The organism is Lysinibacillus sp. UBA6686, assembly GCF_002455205.1.
Classification (GTDB): Bacteria; Bacillota; Bacilli; order Bacillales_A; family Planococcaceae; genus Lysinibacillus; species Lysinibacillus pakistanensis.
Map to the genome: position 1 here is coordinate 64,702 of NZ_DKJS01000073.1, position 19,579 is coordinate 84,280.

Annotated in this window: 21 protein-coding genes and 2 pseudogenes; 10 read left to right on the forward strand and 13 right to left on the reverse strand. The window is 34.9% G+C overall.

Annotated elements, in window-relative coordinates; all coding sequences use genetic code 11:
• Window positions 1-140 precede the first annotated feature (140 nt).
• Window positions 141-434: a hypothetical protein gene (locus B2R82_RS19280; RefSeq protein WP_286926477.1), complete on the reverse strand. Its 294-nt coding sequence runs from the start codon at window positions 432-434 to the stop codon at window positions 141-143.
• 355 nt (window positions 435-789) lie between these two features.
• Complete coding sequence (locus tag B2R82_RS19285; RefSeq protein WP_286926478.1) at window positions 790-1,164, reverse strand: hypothetical protein; 375 nt, start codon at window positions 1,162-1,164, stop codon at window positions 790-792.
• A gap of 207 nt (window positions 1,165-1,371) precedes the next feature.
• On the opposite strand from B2R82_RS19285, the pseudogene B2R82_RS19290 reads away from it, so the two are divergent.
• The 5 genes and pseudogenes from B2R82_RS19290 to B2R82_RS19310 all read left to right on the forward strand — a co-directional run.
• Window positions 1,372-2,158, forward strand: a pseudogene (locus tag B2R82_RS19290) (cation diffusion facilitator family transporter); the annotation flags it as partial.
• Window positions 2,159-2,359: 201 nt separating this feature from the next.
• Entirely contained in the window at window positions 2,360-2,932 is a 573-nt protein-coding gene (locus B2R82_RS19295; RefSeq protein WP_286926479.1) for a TetR/AcrR family transcriptional regulator, read from the forward strand.
• 19 nt (window positions 2,933-2,951) lie between these two features.
• Window positions 2,952-3,344 (forward strand): DUF5367 domain-containing protein, encoded by a 393-nt coding sequence (locus B2R82_RS19300; protein WP_286926480.1) that lies wholly within the window; start codon window positions 2,952-2,954, stop codon window positions 3,342-3,344.
• 7 nt (window positions 3,345-3,351) lie between these two features.
• A pseudogene (locus B2R82_RS19305) lies at window positions 3,352-3,447 on the forward strand (glyoxalase); the annotation flags it as partial.
• Window positions 3,448-3,790: 343 nt separating this feature from the next.
• Window positions 3,791-4,729, forward strand: coding sequence for an NlpC/P60 family protein (locus tag B2R82_RS19310; RefSeq protein ID WP_286926481.1), 939 nt, complete (start codon window positions 3,791-3,793; stop codon window positions 4,727-4,729).
• Between the two features lie 534 nt (window positions 4,730-5,263).
• Here the strand turns inward: B2R82_RS19310 and B2R82_RS19315 are convergent.
• Both B2R82_RS19315 and B2R82_RS19320 read right to left on the reverse strand, forming a co-directional pair.
• A complete protein-coding gene (locus B2R82_RS19315; protein WP_286926482.1) occupies window positions 5,264-6,649 on the reverse strand; it encodes a UDP-N-acetylmuramoyl-tripeptide--D-alanyl-D-alanine ligase in 1,386 nt (461 codons plus the stop codon).
• 94 nt (window positions 6,650-6,743) lie between these two features.
• A complete protein-coding gene (locus B2R82_RS19320) occupies window positions 6,744-8,138 on the reverse strand; it encodes a Mur ligase family protein (RefSeq protein ID WP_286926483.1) in 1,395 nt (464 codons plus the stop codon).
• 148 nt (window positions 8,139-8,286) lie between these two features.
• Here B2R82_RS19320 and B2R82_RS19325 point away from each other — a divergent pair, with 148 nt between their 5' ends.
• Complete coding sequence (locus B2R82_RS19325) at window positions 8,287-9,492, forward strand: ATP-grasp domain-containing protein (RefSeq protein ID WP_286926523.1); 1,206 nt, start codon at window positions 8,287-8,289, stop codon at window positions 9,490-9,492.
• Between the two features lie 87 nt (window positions 9,493-9,579).
• Here the strand turns inward: B2R82_RS19325 and B2R82_RS19330 are convergent, their stop codons facing one another.
• Both B2R82_RS19330 and B2R82_RS19335 read right to left on the reverse strand, forming a co-directional pair.
• The gene (locus B2R82_RS19330; RefSeq protein ID WP_286926484.1) at window positions 9,580-11,781 is read right to left on the reverse strand and encodes a YheC/YheD family protein; all 2,202 of its coding nucleotides are present in this window, start codon (window positions 11,779-11,781) and stop codon (window positions 9,580-9,582) included.
• 69 nt (window positions 11,782-11,850) lie between these two features.
• Entirely contained in the window at window positions 11,851-12,282 is a 432-nt protein-coding gene (locus B2R82_RS19335) for a hypothetical protein (protein ID WP_286926485.1), read from the reverse strand.
• Window positions 12,283-12,592: 310 nt separating this feature from the next.
• Between B2R82_RS19335 and B2R82_RS19340 the strand changes: the two genes are divergently transcribed.
• The 3 genes from B2R82_RS19340 to B2R82_RS19350 are packed head-to-tail and all read left to right on the forward strand — an operon-like array spanning window position 12,593 to window position 14,487.
• Entirely contained in the window at window positions 12,593-13,111 is a 519-nt protein-coding gene (locus tag B2R82_RS19340) for an RNA polymerase sigma factor (protein ID WP_286926486.1), read from the forward strand.
• Window positions 13,089-14,111, forward strand: coding sequence for an anti sigma factor C-terminal domain-containing protein (locus B2R82_RS19345; protein ID WP_286926488.1), 1,023 nt, complete (start codon window positions 13,089-13,091; stop codon window positions 14,109-14,111). The genes B2R82_RS19340 and B2R82_RS19345 overlap by 23 nt, the downstream gene beginning before the upstream one ends.
• A 13-nt stretch (window positions 14,112-14,124) precedes the next feature.
• Window positions 14,125-14,487, forward strand: a complete 363-nt coding sequence (locus B2R82_RS19350; RefSeq protein ID WP_286926490.1) for a hypothetical protein — start codon at window positions 14,125-14,127, stop codon at window positions 14,485-14,487.
• Window positions 14,488-14,528: 41 nt separating this feature from the next.
• Here B2R82_RS19350 and B2R82_RS19355 read toward each other — a convergent pair whose 3' ends face one another.
• From B2R82_RS19355 to B2R82_RS19370, 4 genes are all read right to left on the reverse strand, one after another.
• On the reverse strand, window positions 14,529-14,864 hold the full coding sequence (locus B2R82_RS19355) for a DMT family transporter (RefSeq protein ID WP_286926492.1): 336 nt from the start codon (window positions 14,862-14,864) through the stop codon (window positions 14,529-14,531).
• 13 nt (window positions 14,865-14,877) lie between these two features.
• Window positions 14,878-15,204 (reverse strand): DMT family transporter, encoded by a 327-nt coding sequence (locus B2R82_RS19360; RefSeq protein ID WP_286926494.1) that lies wholly within the window; start codon window positions 15,202-15,204, stop codon window positions 14,878-14,880.
• Between the two features lie 102 nt (window positions 15,205-15,306).
• The gene (locus B2R82_RS19365; protein WP_283871906.1) at window positions 15,307-15,522 is read right to left on the reverse strand and encodes a helix-turn-helix domain-containing protein; all 216 of its coding nucleotides are present in this window, start codon (window positions 15,520-15,522) and stop codon (window positions 15,307-15,309) included.
• Window positions 15,523-15,533: 11 nt separating this feature from the next.
• The gene (locus B2R82_RS19370) at window positions 15,534-16,172 is read right to left on the reverse strand and encodes a DUF2975 domain-containing protein (RefSeq protein ID WP_286926495.1); all 639 of its coding nucleotides are present in this window, start codon (window positions 16,170-16,172) and stop codon (window positions 15,534-15,536) included.
• Between the two features lie 317 nt (window positions 16,173-16,489).
• Here B2R82_RS19370 and B2R82_RS19375 point away from each other — a divergent pair, with 317 nt between their 5' ends.
• Window positions 16,490-17,248: a glucosaminidase domain-containing protein gene (locus B2R82_RS19375; protein ID WP_286926497.1), complete on the forward strand. Its 759-nt coding sequence runs from the start codon at window positions 16,490-16,492 to the stop codon at window positions 17,246-17,248.
• 104 nt (window positions 17,249-17,352) lie between these two features.
• Here the strand turns inward: B2R82_RS19375 and B2R82_RS19380 are convergent, their stop codons facing one another.
• The 3 genes from B2R82_RS19380 to B2R82_RS19390 all read right to left on the reverse strand — a co-directional run bounded on the left by B2R82_RS19380 (window position 17,353) and on the right by B2R82_RS19390 (window position 19,571).
• Entirely contained in the window at window positions 17,353-17,649 is a 297-nt protein-coding gene (locus tag B2R82_RS19380) for a hypothetical protein (RefSeq protein WP_286926499.1), read from the reverse strand.
• Between the two features lie 325 nt (window positions 17,650-17,974).
• Entirely contained in the window at window positions 17,975-18,790 is an 816-nt protein-coding gene (locus tag B2R82_RS19385; RefSeq protein ID WP_286926501.1) for a C40 family peptidase, read from the reverse strand.
• A 4-nt stretch (window positions 18,791-18,794) separates the two neighbouring features.
• Entirely contained in the window at window positions 18,795-19,571 is a 777-nt protein-coding gene (locus B2R82_RS19390; protein ID WP_286926503.1) for a serine hydrolase, read from the reverse strand.
• Window positions 19,572-19,579 lie beyond the last annotated feature (8 nt).

The following is a 19,579-nucleotide window of genomic DNA, read 5'->3' on the forward strand; positions in this document are numbered from 1 at the left end:
AGACCACCTATTATAATCTATTGTCTAAATTATTCCCAACGAGTAATACTAAAATATGTAGAGCAATTGCTATGAATACATTCTGATGAATAAACCTTTTTCTATCAGTCCCCTCATTCATAGCAATTGTTTATTCTTACTTATGATTTTGATGAATTACCAGTTAAATTATTAGCTACAGCTTGTAATGGCTGAGTCATTTGTTGTGACGATTGGTTTGTTTGCTGTTGAGGTTGCTTCGCTTGTTGCAAAGGCTGAGTCATTTGTTGCAATGGTTGTGCCATTTGTTGTATTGGCTGCATCATTTGTTGAGCATTCTGCAGATTTAATTTATTCGAAATATTTTTTGTGAACTGTTGAAGATTACCATTTTGCATTCCTCTAGCTACACCCAAAATAACAGCTCCAATTACACCCCATGTAAGAAATCTCATTAACAAAAGCCTCCTTATGCTAAATATTTTTGAAACAGGTTTAGTATTGGGAATCAGGCTAATACTATACTGAACATTTTTTGGGTTATTATTGTGTATCTCGATACTCTAACCAGTTATAGAAAGGCACTGGACGCTCTCTGTGTGCTTTACCATCCACAGATGATTTATAAAGCACTACACATAAGAATTTTTAAATCACACCGAAATTGTATACATTTTTGATTTACATAACAATCCATTAAGATAATAATATTTGTTTCAGATGCCAATTGAAGAGTATCTGTAAAGGGAGCAATTTGCGAACAACTTGTGTCTTAGTCTAAGTCACTTCATTAATTGTACATAGCCTATACTATATCAATTGAAGGGAGTTTAAAAAAATGGTAAATCCAATGCGTTTTAACGAAGGACGCCAATTTTCCCCAGGTATGAGACCATTTTTTCCAGGTATGAGTCCGTTTTCTCCAGTTGGAAGACAATTCTTTCCAGGTGCGAGCCCGTTTTCTCCAGTCGGAAGACAATTCTTTCCAGGTATGAGCCCGTTTTCTCCAGTCGGAAGACAATTCTTTCCGGGTGTAAGCCCGTTTTTTCCATCGGAGATCGAGTTTTTCCCAATTGAGATTGAGAGTCCGTTTTTTGGGAACCCATTTTTCCCAGTCGGAACTCCGTTTTTCCCAGGTATGAGACCATTTTGAATATTTAAAATCATTAGATGATTTACAGTCATTTTAATGATAAAGATGATTTAGGTTTTCCAACAATTGCTGCTCTTATCATGGGATAAGTCACTCAAAATGAGTGGCTTTTTATATTTTCTTTGTGCAACTCTTTTTCCACTCCCTAATTTACTAGTATGTAGGCAAAAACCTTGCCATAGACCTACACGATATTGACCTGTCATCATAAGTTTATATTTTATTGGAAGTGAATTATTATGCATTCATCAAAGGTTGCTTTTTTATCAGTTTTTAGCAATTCTCTTGTGGTTATTCTAAAAATCATAGTTGGACTTTTTACAGGTTCGGTTGCCATTTTATCGGAGGCAATCCACTCATTTCTTGACTTACTAGCCTCTTTTAATTGCATTTTTCTCTATATGAATTTCAAATAAACCAGCAGATAAAGAACACCCCAATGGACATGGTAAGGTTGAAAATATTTCAGGGACAATTGAAACACTTTTAATTTTTGTTGCAGGTACTTGGATTATTTACGAATGTGTTCATAAAATTATTACACCCACACCTATTAAACTTCCACTACTAGGAATACTTGTCATATTTTTTGGTGCATTAGTTAATATTTTTATCTCAAGAATTGTGTACAGAACAGTTAAGAATACTAACTCTGTAGCAATAAAGTCGAATGCACTCCATTTACTTACAGATGTTTATACCTCGTTAGGAGTTGCCTTAAGTTTATTAATTGTTCATTTAACTGGTTGGTATATTTTAGACCTAATTATCAGTATAGTACTAGCATTTTATATTATGATGGAAGCTTTCAAAATGATGAAAGAAGCATTTCCTCCACTATTAGATGCAAGTTTATCAAAAGAAGAAGAAATTAAGTAAATAATTGAATCATTTAAAGATGAATATATCGAGTATCACGATTTCAGAACAAGGCGCTCATGTGCTGAGAAGTATATCGATTTTCATTTAGTAGTAGAATCGCAAAATAGCATTGAAACAGTTCATGATCTATGTAATACCTTTCAAAATGCAAGCTATCATGAGAAAAGGACAGATGCACTCATTGCCCTTGCCCAATACAATGACAATCCAAAATGTGTAGATTTAACTGTCATTTTGGCGAACCTATCCGTCACTTTTAATGTTCTTTCCACTTGTCAATCAATAAATTTTTTGATATTTTATAGTTAGTTATCCAACTAACTAATTAAGCTAGGAGGAATTTTAATGGCAAAACCAACTGGTATAGCAAAAGCAGAGCTATTAACAGCAGCCAAGCAATGTTTAGTCAACAATGGTATTGAAAAATTCACATTGAAGGCTGTTGCAGAGCGAGCTGGTGTGACACAAGGCACCATTTATTATCATTTTAAAACGAAAGAACAAATTTTACTTGAAATTATTCAAAGCATTTGTGAGGATTCCTGGAGTGAGCTTTCAGTAGTAAGCAAAGAATTTATTCAAATTGCACTTCAATCAGCTAAGGGCCGTTACGAAAATAATGTATTTTATCATAAACTATTTTTTACCTTGATTGTTATCGGCTTTAATAATCCCTCCATAAAACAGCAAATTGCTGATATCTTAAAATCTGAAAATGAAAGTCTATTCAAGGCTATGTCAAAACTATGGGAAAAGTCACCAATAGAAGGTGTCTCGTTGGAGAGTTGGAGCATTTTCTTTAATGCGCTAATGGATGGTTTGGCTTTACAGGTCATGGTGCTAGAGGACTTTCCGATCGATCAGTTTTATGAAGAACTTGAAAAAATTATCGTTACACTTTATCAGCTAGGAAAATAATTTTTCAGGAGGTAAAACAATGCCATTCTTTTTGCTCTGGGGATTTTTTATTTGGCTAGCAGCAAGCACGGTTTTTAGGCTCACAGGTCAATTCTTTTTTACGCTTGAGCACCCTTTAATTATTATGTGTACATATCTATTTGTCGTTCCGGTAATTTGGACGGTGACAATCCCTATTTATTCAATAAAAAATTGCACAGGCATAAGAAGATTACAAGCAGCCATTTATATTGCACTGCCTGGTATGCTAATAGATGCTATTGTGCTACTATATTTTGATAAAATATTCACCAATTTATCAGCAGACATGGATCGCTTTTTTGCCTCGTGGCTGCTATGGGCATACGCTTTGATTATCCTTACTGGATGTGCAAAAAATCCCTTTCTACTCCAATTTAAAAGGGTTTATTAAATACCCCATAGAAATAATTGAATCCATTCCAATCCCAAATTTTGAGCGCTTTGAATTTAGAGATCCCTTCGGTAATCGTGTGGAAATGATTCAACAATTATAACCTTTCGAGCAGCCAGTTTACAATTGGCTGCTTTCTATATTGGTACATTTCAATTGATGCTAAATTAAAATCAACTTCGCATTGGCGTAATTGTTGCTGTAGCTATGCTTTCGATACAAAAAACAATTGCTGAATGAAGATTAATACATCCTATTGAAACAATTGTAATGAAACTGTAAACTCAGGCGATGAAGCCTTTTATATCAAGCTATTAGGACAATTTCCAGCAATGCGTGGTAACATTTACCTCGAAGAAGACTTGCTTTTTCATGCTACGATTAATTCCAATGGCGAGCCAAAATAGGATTAATCCTAGCATTAGCTTTAGGAGGTAACTAACAACATGAATAAACGATTTTTAAGCACTACATTAGCATTATCAATAGGTTTTACTACATTAGGAATGGTACAGCCAGCTGTTCTGCCAATAGAGGTCGAAGCTGCTACTATTAATAATCTCAACAATCAACAGGCTGTTGCTGCAAAGGCAGAGCAACTAATTCAAACTGGTAAAAGTTTAATTGGAAAGGCAACATACAGCAATACGGTATACAAGCCTACATATCCATATAAGTTTTCCTGCGCTTCATTTTTGATGTACATTTTTGAGAAAAATGGTGTCGATCTTGCAACGTACAATGAAGATTATATGATGAAGCAAGGAACATATGTAGCTAAAAATCAACTACAAAAGGGTGATTTATTATTCTTTAAAAGTAAAAAAACTGGTACAGATCCTGATCATGTAGGGATGTATATTGGGAATAATAAAATCATTCACATGGCTGATTCTAAACAGAACATCGTAATTTCAGATTTAAGCAGCAAACCCTATTATACAGAGAATTATGTAACAGCCCGCAGAGTATTACCTACCCTACTTTCCGCTAACCCTGCAACAAAGGGTGATAAAGTTGTCGAAAATGCTTATAGCTATAAAGATAAAGTGACGATGAGTTCAACGATTAATGAAAAAAGTCTCCGTTTTACTGGCCCTGGATTTGTCGAGTATGTTTATCGTAAAAGTGGTGTAAAACTTGGTACGACCAATTTAAAAGAGCAAATGAAATTAGGAACTACGGTTTCACGTGCAAATTTAAAGAAAGGTGATTTAGTATTCTTTAATAGTACCCCGGGATCTCAAACACCTTCAATGGTAGGCATATATGCAGGAGATTATCGTATTATGATTCCTAATTCAAATGGAATTATTACTAGAGTAATGTTCGTTGATTATTATGATAAGCATTATATTACGGCTAAACGTGTTCTTTCAAATTAACAACAAATTCAATTTGAGTGAAAGACTATGACAAAAGCTTATAATCTTCTTTAGTTGCATATTATAGAATAATTTTATAAAGAAGTATTCCTCCATGAGGGTACTTCTTTTTTTAAGCGTTAAAAAACATGATTGAGGTAATATTTGAAGGTGAAATTTTTGTCGAATACATAAGAAAATCTTTGTTTTAGGGGAGGGCTTGCTGAATTGATGAGAATATGTGCACAATTGATTCGTATTTATGTTAGATAGAAGATCATCTGTACATAATAGAATGATTGGTCAAGGACATAAGTAGAAATTAGCTGTGGCATAGTTTGTCATATGAATAATTGCTATGAGCGAGTGTTGACCCGCTTCCAACGCCAGTGGAACGAAGAGATAAATTTCACGTCCAATGGCAAGTTATCTGTGCGAAAGATTAGCAACAACGAGTCGGCATCACTGTCGATTCTCTTTCGCACAGAAGATATTGAGGCTACAATCCTATTTATTGCTTAGGCTTCGTTTTGATACAAAATTTCTTCTAGCTTTTTATTTTTCTTTCAATTGATTGGCAAACTCTATCATGGATCGGCTTGACATTGGTCCCTTTATTAATACAATCGTTTCAGAATCAAGCTGCGATTTTAGTAGATCCAAAACACCTGCGACATCCTTAAATATATGAATATCTGCCTTCGATCCTTCCTTTATCGCTTGCTTTGCGATATGCTCTGCTCGATTGCCAATGGTAATAAGCGTATGAACATCTCGTTTGGCAACCATCGAACCAATTTCTCGATGATACTTTTCCTCAAACCTACCTAATCGTTTAATATCTCCTAAAATAAGAATGACTTTCTTTCCTTTTCCTATTGTATCTAATACTTTTAAGGCTGCTTCAACAGAAGTTGGATTATTGGTCCATGTATCATCTACTATTGTACTTTCTCCCATGCCCGTTGAAAATTCTAGATGTCTGGCCATTGGTTTAAATGTTCTCAAACCAGCGATGGCTGTATTGAACGATAATCCCATTTCCTTTGCCGCAGCGATAGCCGATAAGGCATTGTATACTTGGTGTTCTCCATAGCCAGGGACAAATACATTATACTTTGCACCTGACACCTGCAGTACAAACTTCATGCCATTTTTCATAAATTGAATGGTTGTGGCTTTATAGTCTGCCTGTTCATGTACACCAACGGTAATAATTTTCCCTTTGAAAGTATGCAAGGGAATTTTTTTGGTGTTTTCATCATCTGCATTAATAATTAATGTGCCACCTTCTGAAATACCCTCTAAAATTTCCGCCTTTGCTTTTATATAGCCTTCAAGATTTCCACATCCATCAAGATGATGTACACCAATATTTGTAATAATACCAATAGTTGGCTGATAGATCATACATTGATGTTTAATATTTCCTGTATTTCCTAAACCTAATTCAAATATGGCTGCTTCTGTTGACTTATCGATTCCCGTTAAATACGGTAAGGATTGACGAGGTTCATTTTTACTGCTAACAGATGCTTGAACATTCCATTCTCGACTAGCAATATGCTTAATCATTTCTTTTGTTGTTGTTTTTCCACAGGTCCCTGTCAAAGCAACCACTGGTATTTGAAATAGATTTCGATAATAGTCAATAAATGTCCAATATGCCTGCCCAATGCTTTTCACTTGGATAACAGTTGTATTGGCTAATGCATTTTTTAATTCTGCTGACGATTTATCTGAAATAACTAGTGCCGGACCTTTGCGATCTATCTCCTGCCAGTTGATAGTATCTCCCCTACTTACAAACATGAGCGTATGACTTTGAGTCAAATCATGCCGGTTATAATAAATTGCCTGCTTGACAGACCATTGTTCAGAACCGCACAATAAATCCCCTTGCAATACCTTCCTTAGGTTTTTTACTTTTATTTGTTGCAAATTTACTTTGCCCCCTTTCTTTGAAATACATCGCTAAGCTAGCGAGAAGTGAAAACAAATTTTATTAAAATATTGTAATGAATTGATAACCAAACTATTCAGGTGGTAATCCTTTCTTTCTTTTTAGATCTGTTGCTAAATTAGAAACCTGCTTACTATACATATCTCCTTTAACAAGAAGAATCGTATTTTCGTCCACTATATCTTGTAATAGTTTATAGGCGAGCAAACTATTTTTAAATGTATAAACTGGTGAACTTAACCCTAAGTCAACAGCATGATCTGCCATAATTCGTGCATGCTCTCCGATAGTAACTAGAACATCTACACCAATTTGATGAATCAATTCTCCTGCCTGCTCATGAATGATATATCCCCATGAGCCTAAATCGGTAATTGTTCCAATGACTGCAATTTTCTTCTTGTCCTTTCCAAGCGTCTGTAAAACTTTTAAAGCTGCCTCCAACGAAGTGGTTGTTATACTCCAAGTATCATCTAAAAGCATGGAATCATTGATGCCTTCAAATAACTGAAGCTGCTTATTCAGATGCCGAAAGGATTGTAGTTGTTTTGCTGCCATTGGAATGGTTATACCTATTTCATAAACAGCTGCAATGGCTTCTAATGCATTATATACTTGATGTTCACCAAACCCTGGTACGAATACCTCAAAGCTCTTGTTGTTATGAATAATAGTAAATAGCATTCCATTATTATGATAGCGAATATTGATAGCTCTAAAATCACAGGATTTATGCTTTCCTATTTTAATAATGTTGCCATGAAATCTTGAAAAATCTATTTTTTTGGTGTTCTTATCCTCAGCATTAATAATTAATGTGCCCTTTGGATGAATAATATCTAGCATTTCTCCCTTTGCCTGGATATAGCCCTCCAATGTTTTACAATAATTTAAATGGTGTGCCCCAATATTCGTAATAATGCCGATTGTCGGTTTGAAATATTTTCCTGCCTTTGTTACATCTCCAGGTGAGCCAACAGCAGTCTCAAAAACAGCCGCCTCTGTTTCCTCATCAATGCTTAGTAAATATTGTAAAGATGCTGTCCTAGAATTACTGCTAAGAGTTGTTGCAGATACTTTTTTCTCTGCTGAAAGTATATGTTTGATCATCTCTTTTGTTGTGGTTTTACCAGAAGTACCTGTAATGGCTACTACCGGAATATTAAATTGATCTCGATAAAAGTTTACAAATTTCCAGTAAGCTTCATCTGCATTTGTTACTTTTATAGTAATGATTTGCCTAGGAATTTCATTATGACTGTATGACCAATCTGTAACTAACACTAGTGGATAAAGTGGTTCAAGACTTTTCCAATTAACAATACGTTTACTCGTAAAAAGAGCCGTATTAGTTTTTTTCACTTGCTTTAGTCGATAAGCCCCGTGCTGAATCAATGTTTCCTCGGATCCTTGCACTAAATTGCCTGCAGTTATCACTGTTAAGTTCTTCACCGTAAGAGGCTTCATATCAATTTCCCTCCTTTCCTAACTAGTATATGTCTGGTCATAAAAGTTGCTTGGATGTAGACAAGATACATAACTAGAGGAAAACTATTTCTTCGCATATATATAATTGTGATTAAGTATCTCAGTACCACTAAAAGGAGTGATATACCTGAAAACGATTATATTTATCGGTACAAACAAATCTGGGTCCAGTCGTGAAGCAACGAGAGCAGCAGAAAAAATGGGCTTTTTTACAGTACTTTTTACAAACAATGAAAAGCAATTACAGCAGAGAAGAGCCTATCCAGATATCCATAAAATGATTCTTATTGATACGTCAAAAATAGAAGACATGAAGGATGAAATTTATAAATTAACAAAATCAGGATTAGAAATAAAAACGATTGTTAGCTTTGTCGATCCCTATGTCCATATTGCTTCCATCTTATGTGATGAATTTTGTGATAACTATACATCATCAACTGCCATTGAAATGATGGAAAATAAGGAAAAAACTAGAAATTATTTAAAAAATCAATCCTATTCGCCAAAGTTTTTTCTTATCAAACCACATGAATCCGTTCCGACAAACCTAGAATTCCCACTGATTGTCAAATCTCCAAAGTCAACGGGCTCAAAAGATGTTTTATTAGCCAAAGATTCAAGTCAACTAAACGATCATCTCCGTTATCTTCGAAGTAAGAATTTAGGAGAAACTATTATGATTGAAGAATATATTGATGGTCCTCAATATTTAGTAGAGGCAATTGTCTATAAGCGAAAGCCTCATGTGATCGGTATTGTAGAGCAAGAAATTACAAAAGGTAAACGTTTTATCATTACAGGCTATGGGGTTCTTGTAAAAGCTCCATCAGATATACAAGTTGGTCTTGAAGAAGTACTTCAATCCATTGTTAAAACATTTAACATTGAAAATGGTGCGCTGCATTTAGAGCTTCGTTTAACAAAAAACGGCTGGAAGCTTATTGAGATTAATCCGAGAATTTCCGGTGGCGCTATGAATAATATGATTTTTGCAGCATTTGGCTTTAATTTAGTGGAAGAAACATTAAAACTATTATTAGGGGAGCCTCCAAATATTCAGCCAAGACATAAAAAATTTGTCTACACAAAATATGTCATTGTCGAAAGTAAAGGGATTTTAGAGAGAGTTATTGGTAGAACCAGGGCATCTAAATCACCAGGTGTGGTAGATGTCTATGTGAAACCTAGAAGAGGAACATTGCTAACCCCTCCTCTATCCATGGGCCATCGCTACGCATATGTCATTGCAGAGGGCACTACATTGGCTGAGGCTAAACAAAATGCTGTCAATGCAGCCAAGGAAATAAAATTCATCTTAAAGGTCGCATAAAAAAGGTGGGGGTACATATATCCCCCACTGCTTTAAAAATATCCCGAGTAATTGTCCTTTTATAATTAGACAATTACTCGGGTTTTTTTACGCCTTATAAGTGTCATCTAAAAATTTAACTGTCTCAAACATATTCGTTTTACTAGCACCCTTAACTAAAATGGTGTCATGTGGTTCGATTATTTTCTCTAACAGTGCATGGAGCTCATCTTTATTTAGAAAATGATAAACTTTCGCTGGGTCCATCCCTATTGCCCTTGCAGCGGCGCCCATTTCCTCCGTTCTAAAGCCATATGTGATAAAAAGATCTATATCCTGCTCATAAACATATTCACCCAACTTACGATACTCCTCTTCTCGCAAATCCCCTAATTCCCGCATTTGACCAATGATGGCAATTTTACGTTTCTTCGCTATATTTGTCAGTACGTCAATCGCCGCACGCACACCCTGAGGATGAGAATGAACTGTATCATCAATAACAGTAATATTATCACGACAATTATAAATCGTAAGCCTTCTAGGCGGTTTTTTGAAATTCAGCCCTGCTTGAATGTCAACTGGACTAAACCCTAAAGTATCCGCAACTGCGATGGCATTCAAAGCATTATAAACATGATGTTCTCCTAAAATAGGAATATACATTGTTATTTCCTGTCCCTGAAGCTTTATTTTAAAGGTCATACCAACATCCTTATATTGAATATCATAGGCTTTATAATCTGCGGGACGATGAATACCAACCGTTATAATTTTCCCTTTAAATTGCTGTGTTTCTAAAAACTTAGAGTTATCATCATCTTTATTCAAGATTAATAAACCACTTTGATCCATTCCATGAATTAATTCAGATTTTGCCCTTGCCACACCCTTAATATCTCCATCAAAATTACCAACGTGTGCTAACCCAATATTTGTAATAATACTAATATTCGGTTGAATAATACTACAGTGATTCGTAATGATACCTGGGTAAGCCATTCCATACTCAAGCACTACCGCCTCATGAGAAGCGTTAATTTCCTCAGCATGTTTTTTTGTATGCTCAGTCGTATTCCAATAATCTTTCGACTCGAAAATTTTCCATTTTCTTGACAATATTGAGCCTAGAAAAGCTTTAGATGTTGTCTTCCCAGCACTTCCTGTAATAGCAATAATTGGTTTCTGCTGCTCTTTTGGGTGTGGGTGTGGTTGTGATTTTTGTTGTAGTTTTTGTTGTGGTTTTTGTTGACTAATTCCTTTTTTCACTTGTTTTTGGTTTTTCGCAAGATACATTGCATAGCGAATAGAATTAATCACAACATCTAGTTCTAAATAAAAAGCAGGAGGACAACCTGGTCGCCAGTTTACTTCATACATCCAAATTTTTTGTTGCTCATCTAAGCCCACATCAATCCCAATTTCATCAATCACCTCTCCAAATTGCACCATCTGAATTTCATCTAGGTGTTGAGCTAATGTTAAGGAGAAATGCTCTAGCATACGTCGAATATCAAAGGCCTCTTCCTTGAATTCCTGCTCCAAGAAAGGATCTAAATAATTCGTAAATCCTCCATTATTGATATTCGGAATAATCGAACCAGCAGGGGCAATTCTCGGATAAATAGTAGTGATAACCCATTTACCCTCGCCATTTTTTTGGACGTGAAGACGGAAATCATAAACCTGACCTGCCTTCGTTTTAGATTGGATATATGGCTGCATGATAAAGGTTCCTGTAGCAAGTTGCCCTTTAATTAATTCATCAAGCTGGTGCTTGGAATATAATCGCTTTTCACTATCCTTTCTTACCTCAAAATTCGTACTACCTGCTTTCGTTATAAAATAAATGCCTTTTCCCTTGCGACCGTCTATCGGCTTAAATACGACTTTTTTATAGTAAGTAAAAAATTTATGAAATAACTCAGCATTTTTTACAACTTCTGTTGGTATTAAATATTTATCAAATTCCTTTGCTTCCTTAAGACGCTTCATTACGTTCCATTTATTCCCTATAGAATGCGTTGTAAATGGGATTTCATCTTTTAATTTATCAATAATTTCCTTTGAAACTGATAATTTTTCTGGACTACCTGCATTATAAACTACATCTGGGAAAGGCATTATTTTTTCGAGCCATTCACCATTTTCATATACCTTTCCTCTTATGGATCGTTTGTTAAAATCTATGCTTTTTGGTGTAAAATAAAAAAATTGAGCCCCTTCCGCTTTTGCAACGGCTGCATATGCATATGACTTAATAACGGTTGTTGGGTCAAGTCGATGATGCAACATTCCGATAATTGTCATGTATCTCTCCCTTTCATATGATTCTCTCTCTAATCAATTCTGCCAATGCAAATGATTTAGTAGTTTTTATTACCATTTTGGTTCAATGATGAATTTCCCTTTTAGCATGTCAGGTTTTAATAATTGGATTGCAGATATACCACTAAATTCAATGGATTTTTCAGTGGATGTTCTTTCTAACCTCACAACATCAGCTATTAAATTTGTATCTTTTCCTTCATAATCATAGGCTCGTAGCAGTGAAACCGTCCCCCGACAACGCTCGATATCAACACCCTCTATACGGAAATACTCTGTTTCAAACTGATTAACAGTATCCATTAATCGTAAATGTGAGCCATTATGTGTTATGAGAAAGAAGGGAATCGTATCACTTCCAACAATTTTCACAAGCAACTGACCAAAGTATTTAGAATGAAAATCCTTCATGATATCCTGTAGAACCTTAATGTCGTTTAGTGCTTCACATAGAAAATGATTTCTTCTTTTTTCATGTTTCAATTTTCTCCAGCCCCTCCCGCGACTTATTGAGTCATCTGTTGAAGCTATAACAAATGATTCAACCCCTCTCGATATCATATGTAGAATGAAGGAATATGACGACTTTTTTCGTCATGTAAACTCGAACTTCCTAATTTTAGAATATTTTAAAAAACACTTGAAGCTCTAACAAAAAATGGATCACTAAATAAGTAATATCGTGCCATAGCATTACACTGTTGTTATATCTTATTGTTCAAAGCATAAATAAATTTTTACATTGTTGTTTACCTTTTTCCAATTGAATCGTTATCTAATTAGGAGGGTTGATATGAATGAGGAATTTGGTATTCAATTACATGAAAAATTAAAAGCAGTATACTTTACGCTGCTCAAAATGGGTGCTAATAAGCAGGATGCTGAGGATATATTGCAGGAGACAGCTTATCAATTCATCAAATACATAGACGGGATTGATGCAAATTATGCGGAAGCATGGCTATATCGTGTAGCAATTAACAAATTTTACGATGCCTTACGAAAGAAAAAGCATGCGAACAACTATGTACTCACGTTTAACTTGCAGGATTTATTAGATGAACAAACACCTGAATCATACGTACTACAAAAAGAAGCTCAGACTACCATTCAACAAACATTAAGCATGCTTCAGCCTAAAGAAATGGAGTTATTATTATTAAAATATAGCGCTGAATTAACATTAAATGAAATCGCTATTCTTTTTCAAACGACAGATAAAAGCATTAAAACTCAGCTTGCCCGAGCACGGAAAAAATTTAGTGAAGTTTTCGAAAGGACTGGTGATTATGGAGAAAATATCAATTATTAATAACGATGAATCATTTCAACATTTAGTGAAAAATGCCAAACGAAAGTCAGTAAAAAGAATCATTATCATTTCAATAAGTGTTTTTATAAGTATTGTACTCTTATTATGGGGACTAATTGCCATGGGACAATATTTTATGTATAAGGAAATGGATAAGCAAACTTTGCAGGATTATACAGATAGCCTATTTACAGGCGCTAATATCCAAACAATTAATACTAACTACAATTATTTTTTCTTAGCAGGTACGACAAAATCCAATCAATTTAAGGATATTAATGGTCACCAAATTAAATGGGGTACCATTGAGCATTTTTATACAATTTTAGGAACAAAAGCATATGTTGAAAATAATAGTAATCTAAATGGATACAATAATAGTTATCGAGTATTCCAATTTTATCCTTACACAGAACCAAAAATTGAAAACGACCTGTCTTATTTAAAAACTTTACCACCCTTCTACAATGTAGAGGTTGCTGTTTCCTTTACACAAGAAGTAACGTTTGAAGAGATGATTAAACAATTTCCTACTGCACAATGGGCATGGATTATTCAAAATGGGCTGCTTGAATCTATAGAGGAAGAAAAAGAAGAGGCAGAAGAAATGAAAAAAGAAATGCCTACTTTCATACCCCGAAATTATGGTTTAGTAAATGGTGATTCAGCATATGGCTTTCACATCTTAAAAGATCAACCGTTTCAGTCCGCGCAAAATTTTTTAGATGAAGTAGCTACATATGGTAATGATGAACAAGAAGGACTTGCTATTTTAAAAGAGAGAATAAAAGAAAGAGGCGAAGATGCAACAGGATTAAGTTTTCCATACCATGAAAAAGTATACGATGCCGAGATTTTAAAAAATACTATTGGTAACGCAGATGAACATTCCTTAAAGGTTAGTGGTGCTGTCTTAACGGGTACAATTGAAAGCATCCTGCCCTATTTAGAAAATGATGTTGTACACCATATAAGTGTAGGCGTTATTCTACCATACTAAGGAGGTACAGGTAATGAGAATGTTTAGTTATCTATTTATACTTTTCTTTTCAATAGTATTTCCCTATTTTATTATTCAGCATCAGCTACCAAGTCGATTCATACAAATGGCAGCTGTCTTTGTAATCATGCATCTATTAGCACTGCTTATTGTACATGCTGTGCTTCCTAACTCTCGTAAAACAATAGGCCTTTACCATACCGTTTTTTCAATTGTATTATTCGCGCCCATCTTCTATTGTAGTCAGGTGATATTTGATCAATCTATTGAAAATATTCACAGATTTTATAGCGTTATTCCAACTAGCTATGTCATCCTATTATTAACCGTTATATTCTCTATTAATTTTTATAAGTTTAAAGATTCTTCCAAATAAAAAAAAACGTCCATTCATTTGGGCGTTTTCTTGTTGAGACTCTATGGTGTTGTATGTTGTTGATCTCCATGATTTAGTAGAATGACACCGCCAATAATCAGGACTATTCCAATAGCTGAATATAGATTAAATAAATCTCCCCATATAACGATACCCACAATTACGGTAAGTGCAGTTCCTACTCCAGACCATATCGCATATGCTAGACTCAGTGGTAATGTTTTCAAGCACAGGGATAATGAGAAAAACGAAAGCCCATATCCGAATCCAACCGCTATTGATGGACCTAAAATGGTAAACCCCTCTGAAAGCTTAAGCATTGTTGTCGCAAATACCTCACTAATAATGGATAACGTTAAAAACAGATAACCTCTCAATTGTTACTCCTCCTTAATGTCCGCCACCTGCAAGGTTGAGAACAATTACACCAATAATAATAAATAAAATTCCATAAAGTTTTTTTCGATTCATTAATTCCTTATAAAAGATCACACCAATAATGGCTGTTAGTGCCGTTCCCACTCCAGCCCATATCGCATATGCAGTACCAATGGCTAAGGATTGCAATGTTAGGGAAAGAAAATAAAAAGCTGTACCATATCCAACTACGACACCGATAGACGGTAGTATACGTTTAAAGCCATCTGTTTGTTTTAACATTGAGCTGGCAAAAACCTCTGAGATGATTGAAATAAATAGAAAACCAAAAGCCTTCATGTTTGATTGTCCCTCCTAACCCACTGTTTCAAAGATAGCATCCATTATATAATATTTATTCATAAATAAAGAGACCCTGGGAGCATTCTACTCTTAAGGTCTCTATGATTCTTCATCCTCTACATATTCTAGAATATCTCCTGGCTGACACCCCAATGCCTTACAGATTGCATTTAATGTAGAGAAACGCACGGCACGAACCTTTCCTGTTTTTAAATTGGATAGATTGACAATTGACACATCTACTTTTTCTGCTAGCTCACTTAGCTGCATTTTTCGATCAGCAAGCATTCGATCTAATCGAATAATTATTGTCATTTTTTCACTTCCTAAGCTGTTGCATCATATTCATCTTGTAAAAACGCTCCATATCGGAATACACGGGCAATCGTCCAAATGACTAATCCACATAGTAAAAGAGTCCAATTAACCCCCGTAAATTGGTAGGCTACCCCTTTGATTAATCCCGTATCGACTAGCAATTCTGCTAATTTAAATTGTTCAAAAATGGTATAGGTTACATACGTACGGAATGCTCCAACTGTTAAGCTTAAAAAAACAATAGCATAAGCAATCCATTCCATTTTTCTACTATTCGTTCCTGAAAAAATAATTCCTTTGCTTAAGTTGCTTAACACATTTCTAACTTGCACAACGATAAATAATAATAGTGCTATGTATATTGTAGCAGTAAATAATAATTTCAAGACATTCCATTTAGAGAAATGAAAATCATTGGCTACTTGATTGGCTAATTCGATTTTCAAGCCTCCAAAGTGAATAGAGGCGGCGATCTGCCCATGTACAAGTATATTATGGACTTCCTTTTCCGTCACTATAAATACTGCTACCAAAAGAACACCTATCATTGTTAGCGCAAAAATCATCAGAACCATTAAAATGGTGAAAATTGTGCGTAATCCTTTAGTTAACAATCGAAATTCCTTACTTTGGATTGTCTGCTCCATATCAAGCATCCCCTTTCTTATCTTTTATTATACATTTCATTTTATCTTTTACAATAATTATTTAATGTTTATCGTTAATTAATTATTAAAAGCTTGATAATAAAGTATATTTCATTTCCAGCTTGAATTTTTTATTGATGGAAATTCAACGGTAGGTATAGCTAGGAACTAATTGAAGTTAGTGACGTTCTATTAATGACGGAATCTATTCAACTAAACATCTCTTTATTTCTTTTGCACTCTTTGCAATAATTAGAGATAGCTAAACTTTGATAGAAAGGAGGGAGATGTTGTAATCTACCAACATCAATGAAACTATGAAATACATCATAAATTTCTTCAAAGGTCTAATGATTGCTACTATTGTTATCTGTATTTCATTTTTTATGGTAACGCAGCTGTTTAATACGCGTGAAACTACAATTCCTGAAGTTGTGGATGATCGTCCAAGCGTGGAAGAATTTATTGGCTCCATTGCGGAAACTGCACGAAAACTTGGAGCTGAAAATGATTTATACGCATCCGTTATGATTGCACAAGCCATTTTAGAAAGTGAGCATGGTCAAAGTGGACTTAGCACTGCACCAAATAATAATTTATTTGGAATGAAAGGTCGTTACCAAAATAACTCAGTAACACTTGAAACATCTGAGGACGATGGTTCAGGGAACATGACAACTGTGATGGCTGAATTTCGCAAATATCCTTCCTATGAAGAATCCATGGAAGACTATGTAAGATTACTGCGTAACGGTGTTTCCTGGAATAAAGATTTCTATGCAGGAGTATTCAAAAGCAACACGAAATCCTATACAGATGCCACTAAATTCTTAACAGGTTCTTATGCAACAGATTCTAAATACAATGAAAAACTCAATACAGTCATTGCAAAATATGACCTAGAGCAATATGATAGTCCTGTAAAAAATAAAAAAACAATTACTGTGGCTGACGGTGATTCTCTTACGCATATTGCCGAGGCACATAAGGTGAAAGTAACATCCCTTAAACAATGGAATCAGCTCCGATCTGATAAAATCGAAGCAGGTCAAGAATTAAATATTTTTCAATATTAAAATCTCCATGCTACTTTGGGACACCCCTTTGTGGCATGGAGATTTTTAAACTCTTCTTATACAAACATCTATAGCAATAATCTAAACTACTAACATTCATTTAATTACTGATTCGTCAATCTTTGAATCACTGTCTCAACTTCAAAAACACGTTTATTTAATGCACCCGTCCTATCCTCTACTTGATGAGCAATTTTTTCAGTGAAATTCCCTAAATTTTCAACAATGTTTTTCTGAAGCTCAGCTTGTCCAGCTTTTAGTTCCTGTACATCACTTTCAATTTTATCTAATCGCTGCTCAATACCGTCAAATCGTTTATCCATGCCATCTAATCGTTGATTAATCGGTGCTAACTCTTCCCTTAAAACAGTACGCAATAATTCTTTTAAATTAGTGTCCAATACATCCCCTCCTGGTCCTTTTACTTTTGATTTATTATAGCATAAAATAATCCCATGCTAACTATCTATTATTAACCATTCATTGAGGATATACATCGATTTTATCTGCTATTTACCCGTAAGGAATTGCATGGTTTTTCCGTCCCCATTTCACCTATGACGATTGCATCTATTAAATCATATAGTGCCCATTTTTTCATCACTCCATAATTTTAAGAAAACAAAAAAGATGCACTCTGTTTGTATACAGAAGCATCTTGCTCAACAAAGGTATTCTCGAAATGATTGGAGATAAACAATTGCTCCAATTCACTTTAAACTATAATTAAAGAAGTAAGCTTCCCACAGCCGTAAGTCTTGTAGCTAGGTCTTTGCGATAAAGTGGATGTTTACTATCCAAACTATTTATACTTACCTCACTCCCTCCAAGTGAAGAATGAATATAAAGGCTATCACCCATATATAAGGCCATATGTCCTGGAAAATATAATAGATCACCCTTTTGCAGATGCTCGAAGGGTATTTGTTTAATCGGAAAACCATCAACAATTTTAGCATCTCGGTAAATCAGTACGCCATGTAGCATATAGACCATTGAACAAAGCCCAGAACAATCAATGCCTAAAGGAGATTTACCTCCCCAACGGTAGGGAGCATTTAAATAGCTTAGTGCTGTTTGCACAACATTTTCTCGGAATTGCGAATCTAATAATCTATTTTCAGCATCTTTTGGTTGAAGCCATTTTCTTCGTGTATATCCTATTTCACCAGATGCTATTTGTACAGACACCCACTCCGAATCGTCCCCCTTACTTGCTAAAAATCGTACAATTGAGCCTTTTACTAGCGTCATTATTTTGCTACTTTGAATTTGCGGATATTGTAAAATATCTGCAAAGCTTTGAATAATGAAATGATTGGCTTCTTGTAGCCAAGTGTTTGTTTTTTCCTCATCCATAATTAAATATTTTTTTTGGCAAAATCCTTCATATCGATAGGCTGTCTGTATACGTACCCAATTAGCATCTATGTTAGCAATAATCTTTACAGGCATGCCATTAAGTACCTCGTCGACCAGTTCGGATTCTTCCTGTGGCATGGCATGTAAATTTGCAATCATTGCCGTCACAATAGCATTCATTTGGTCACCCCTTTCGCTTCACCAAATGCTTATACGCACTTTTTGATATCCGACCGATAAGCTGTTTTGCATACTCATTGTTGGTTACCTCAGTTATAAAAACGCCTATCAGATAATCATTTGAGCCATTGTAAACAATGCCAACATCATGCTCGACTGTTTCAAGACCACCTGTTTTATGAGCCATTTTCACATCATCTACTAAATAACGTTTTAGTGATTCATGGACACGTTGGCGACTTAAGATATCGATTGTCAACTTACTAAATTGTTTAGGTAGCAGATCTTGTTGATAAATTCGTGTAAAAAGATGAGCCATATCATTTGCTGAAGTAAGATTGTCAATTCCTCTTTCTAGCTTTTCGAAGTCCATCATCTTCCTTTGCAATTTTGTTTGCCTAAGACCAATTTGTCGAAAATAATGGTTGAGGAATTCCATTCCGATAAAGTCAATCAGGACATTGGTAGCTGCATTATCACTTGTAATAATCATCCACACCAGTAGCTCATAGATAGTACTTCTTTCAATACGCTGTTCACTGATAACACTATAGTCAACCCATTCTTCTGGTGCTATTCTAATCTCTTGATGGACATCTTGATGGTAGCGTTCTAAATATGTCAACACCCCAAGTAAAATAGGCACTTTAATTAAACTGGCGCTGGAAAAAACCGCATGTAGCTTCTCCTGTATGAAATAGTGATTTGTATTTGGGTCTTTGACAAATAAATGTACGTTATATGGAGCTTCTTCAAGCATTCTTTGAATAGCACGTACCATATAATATA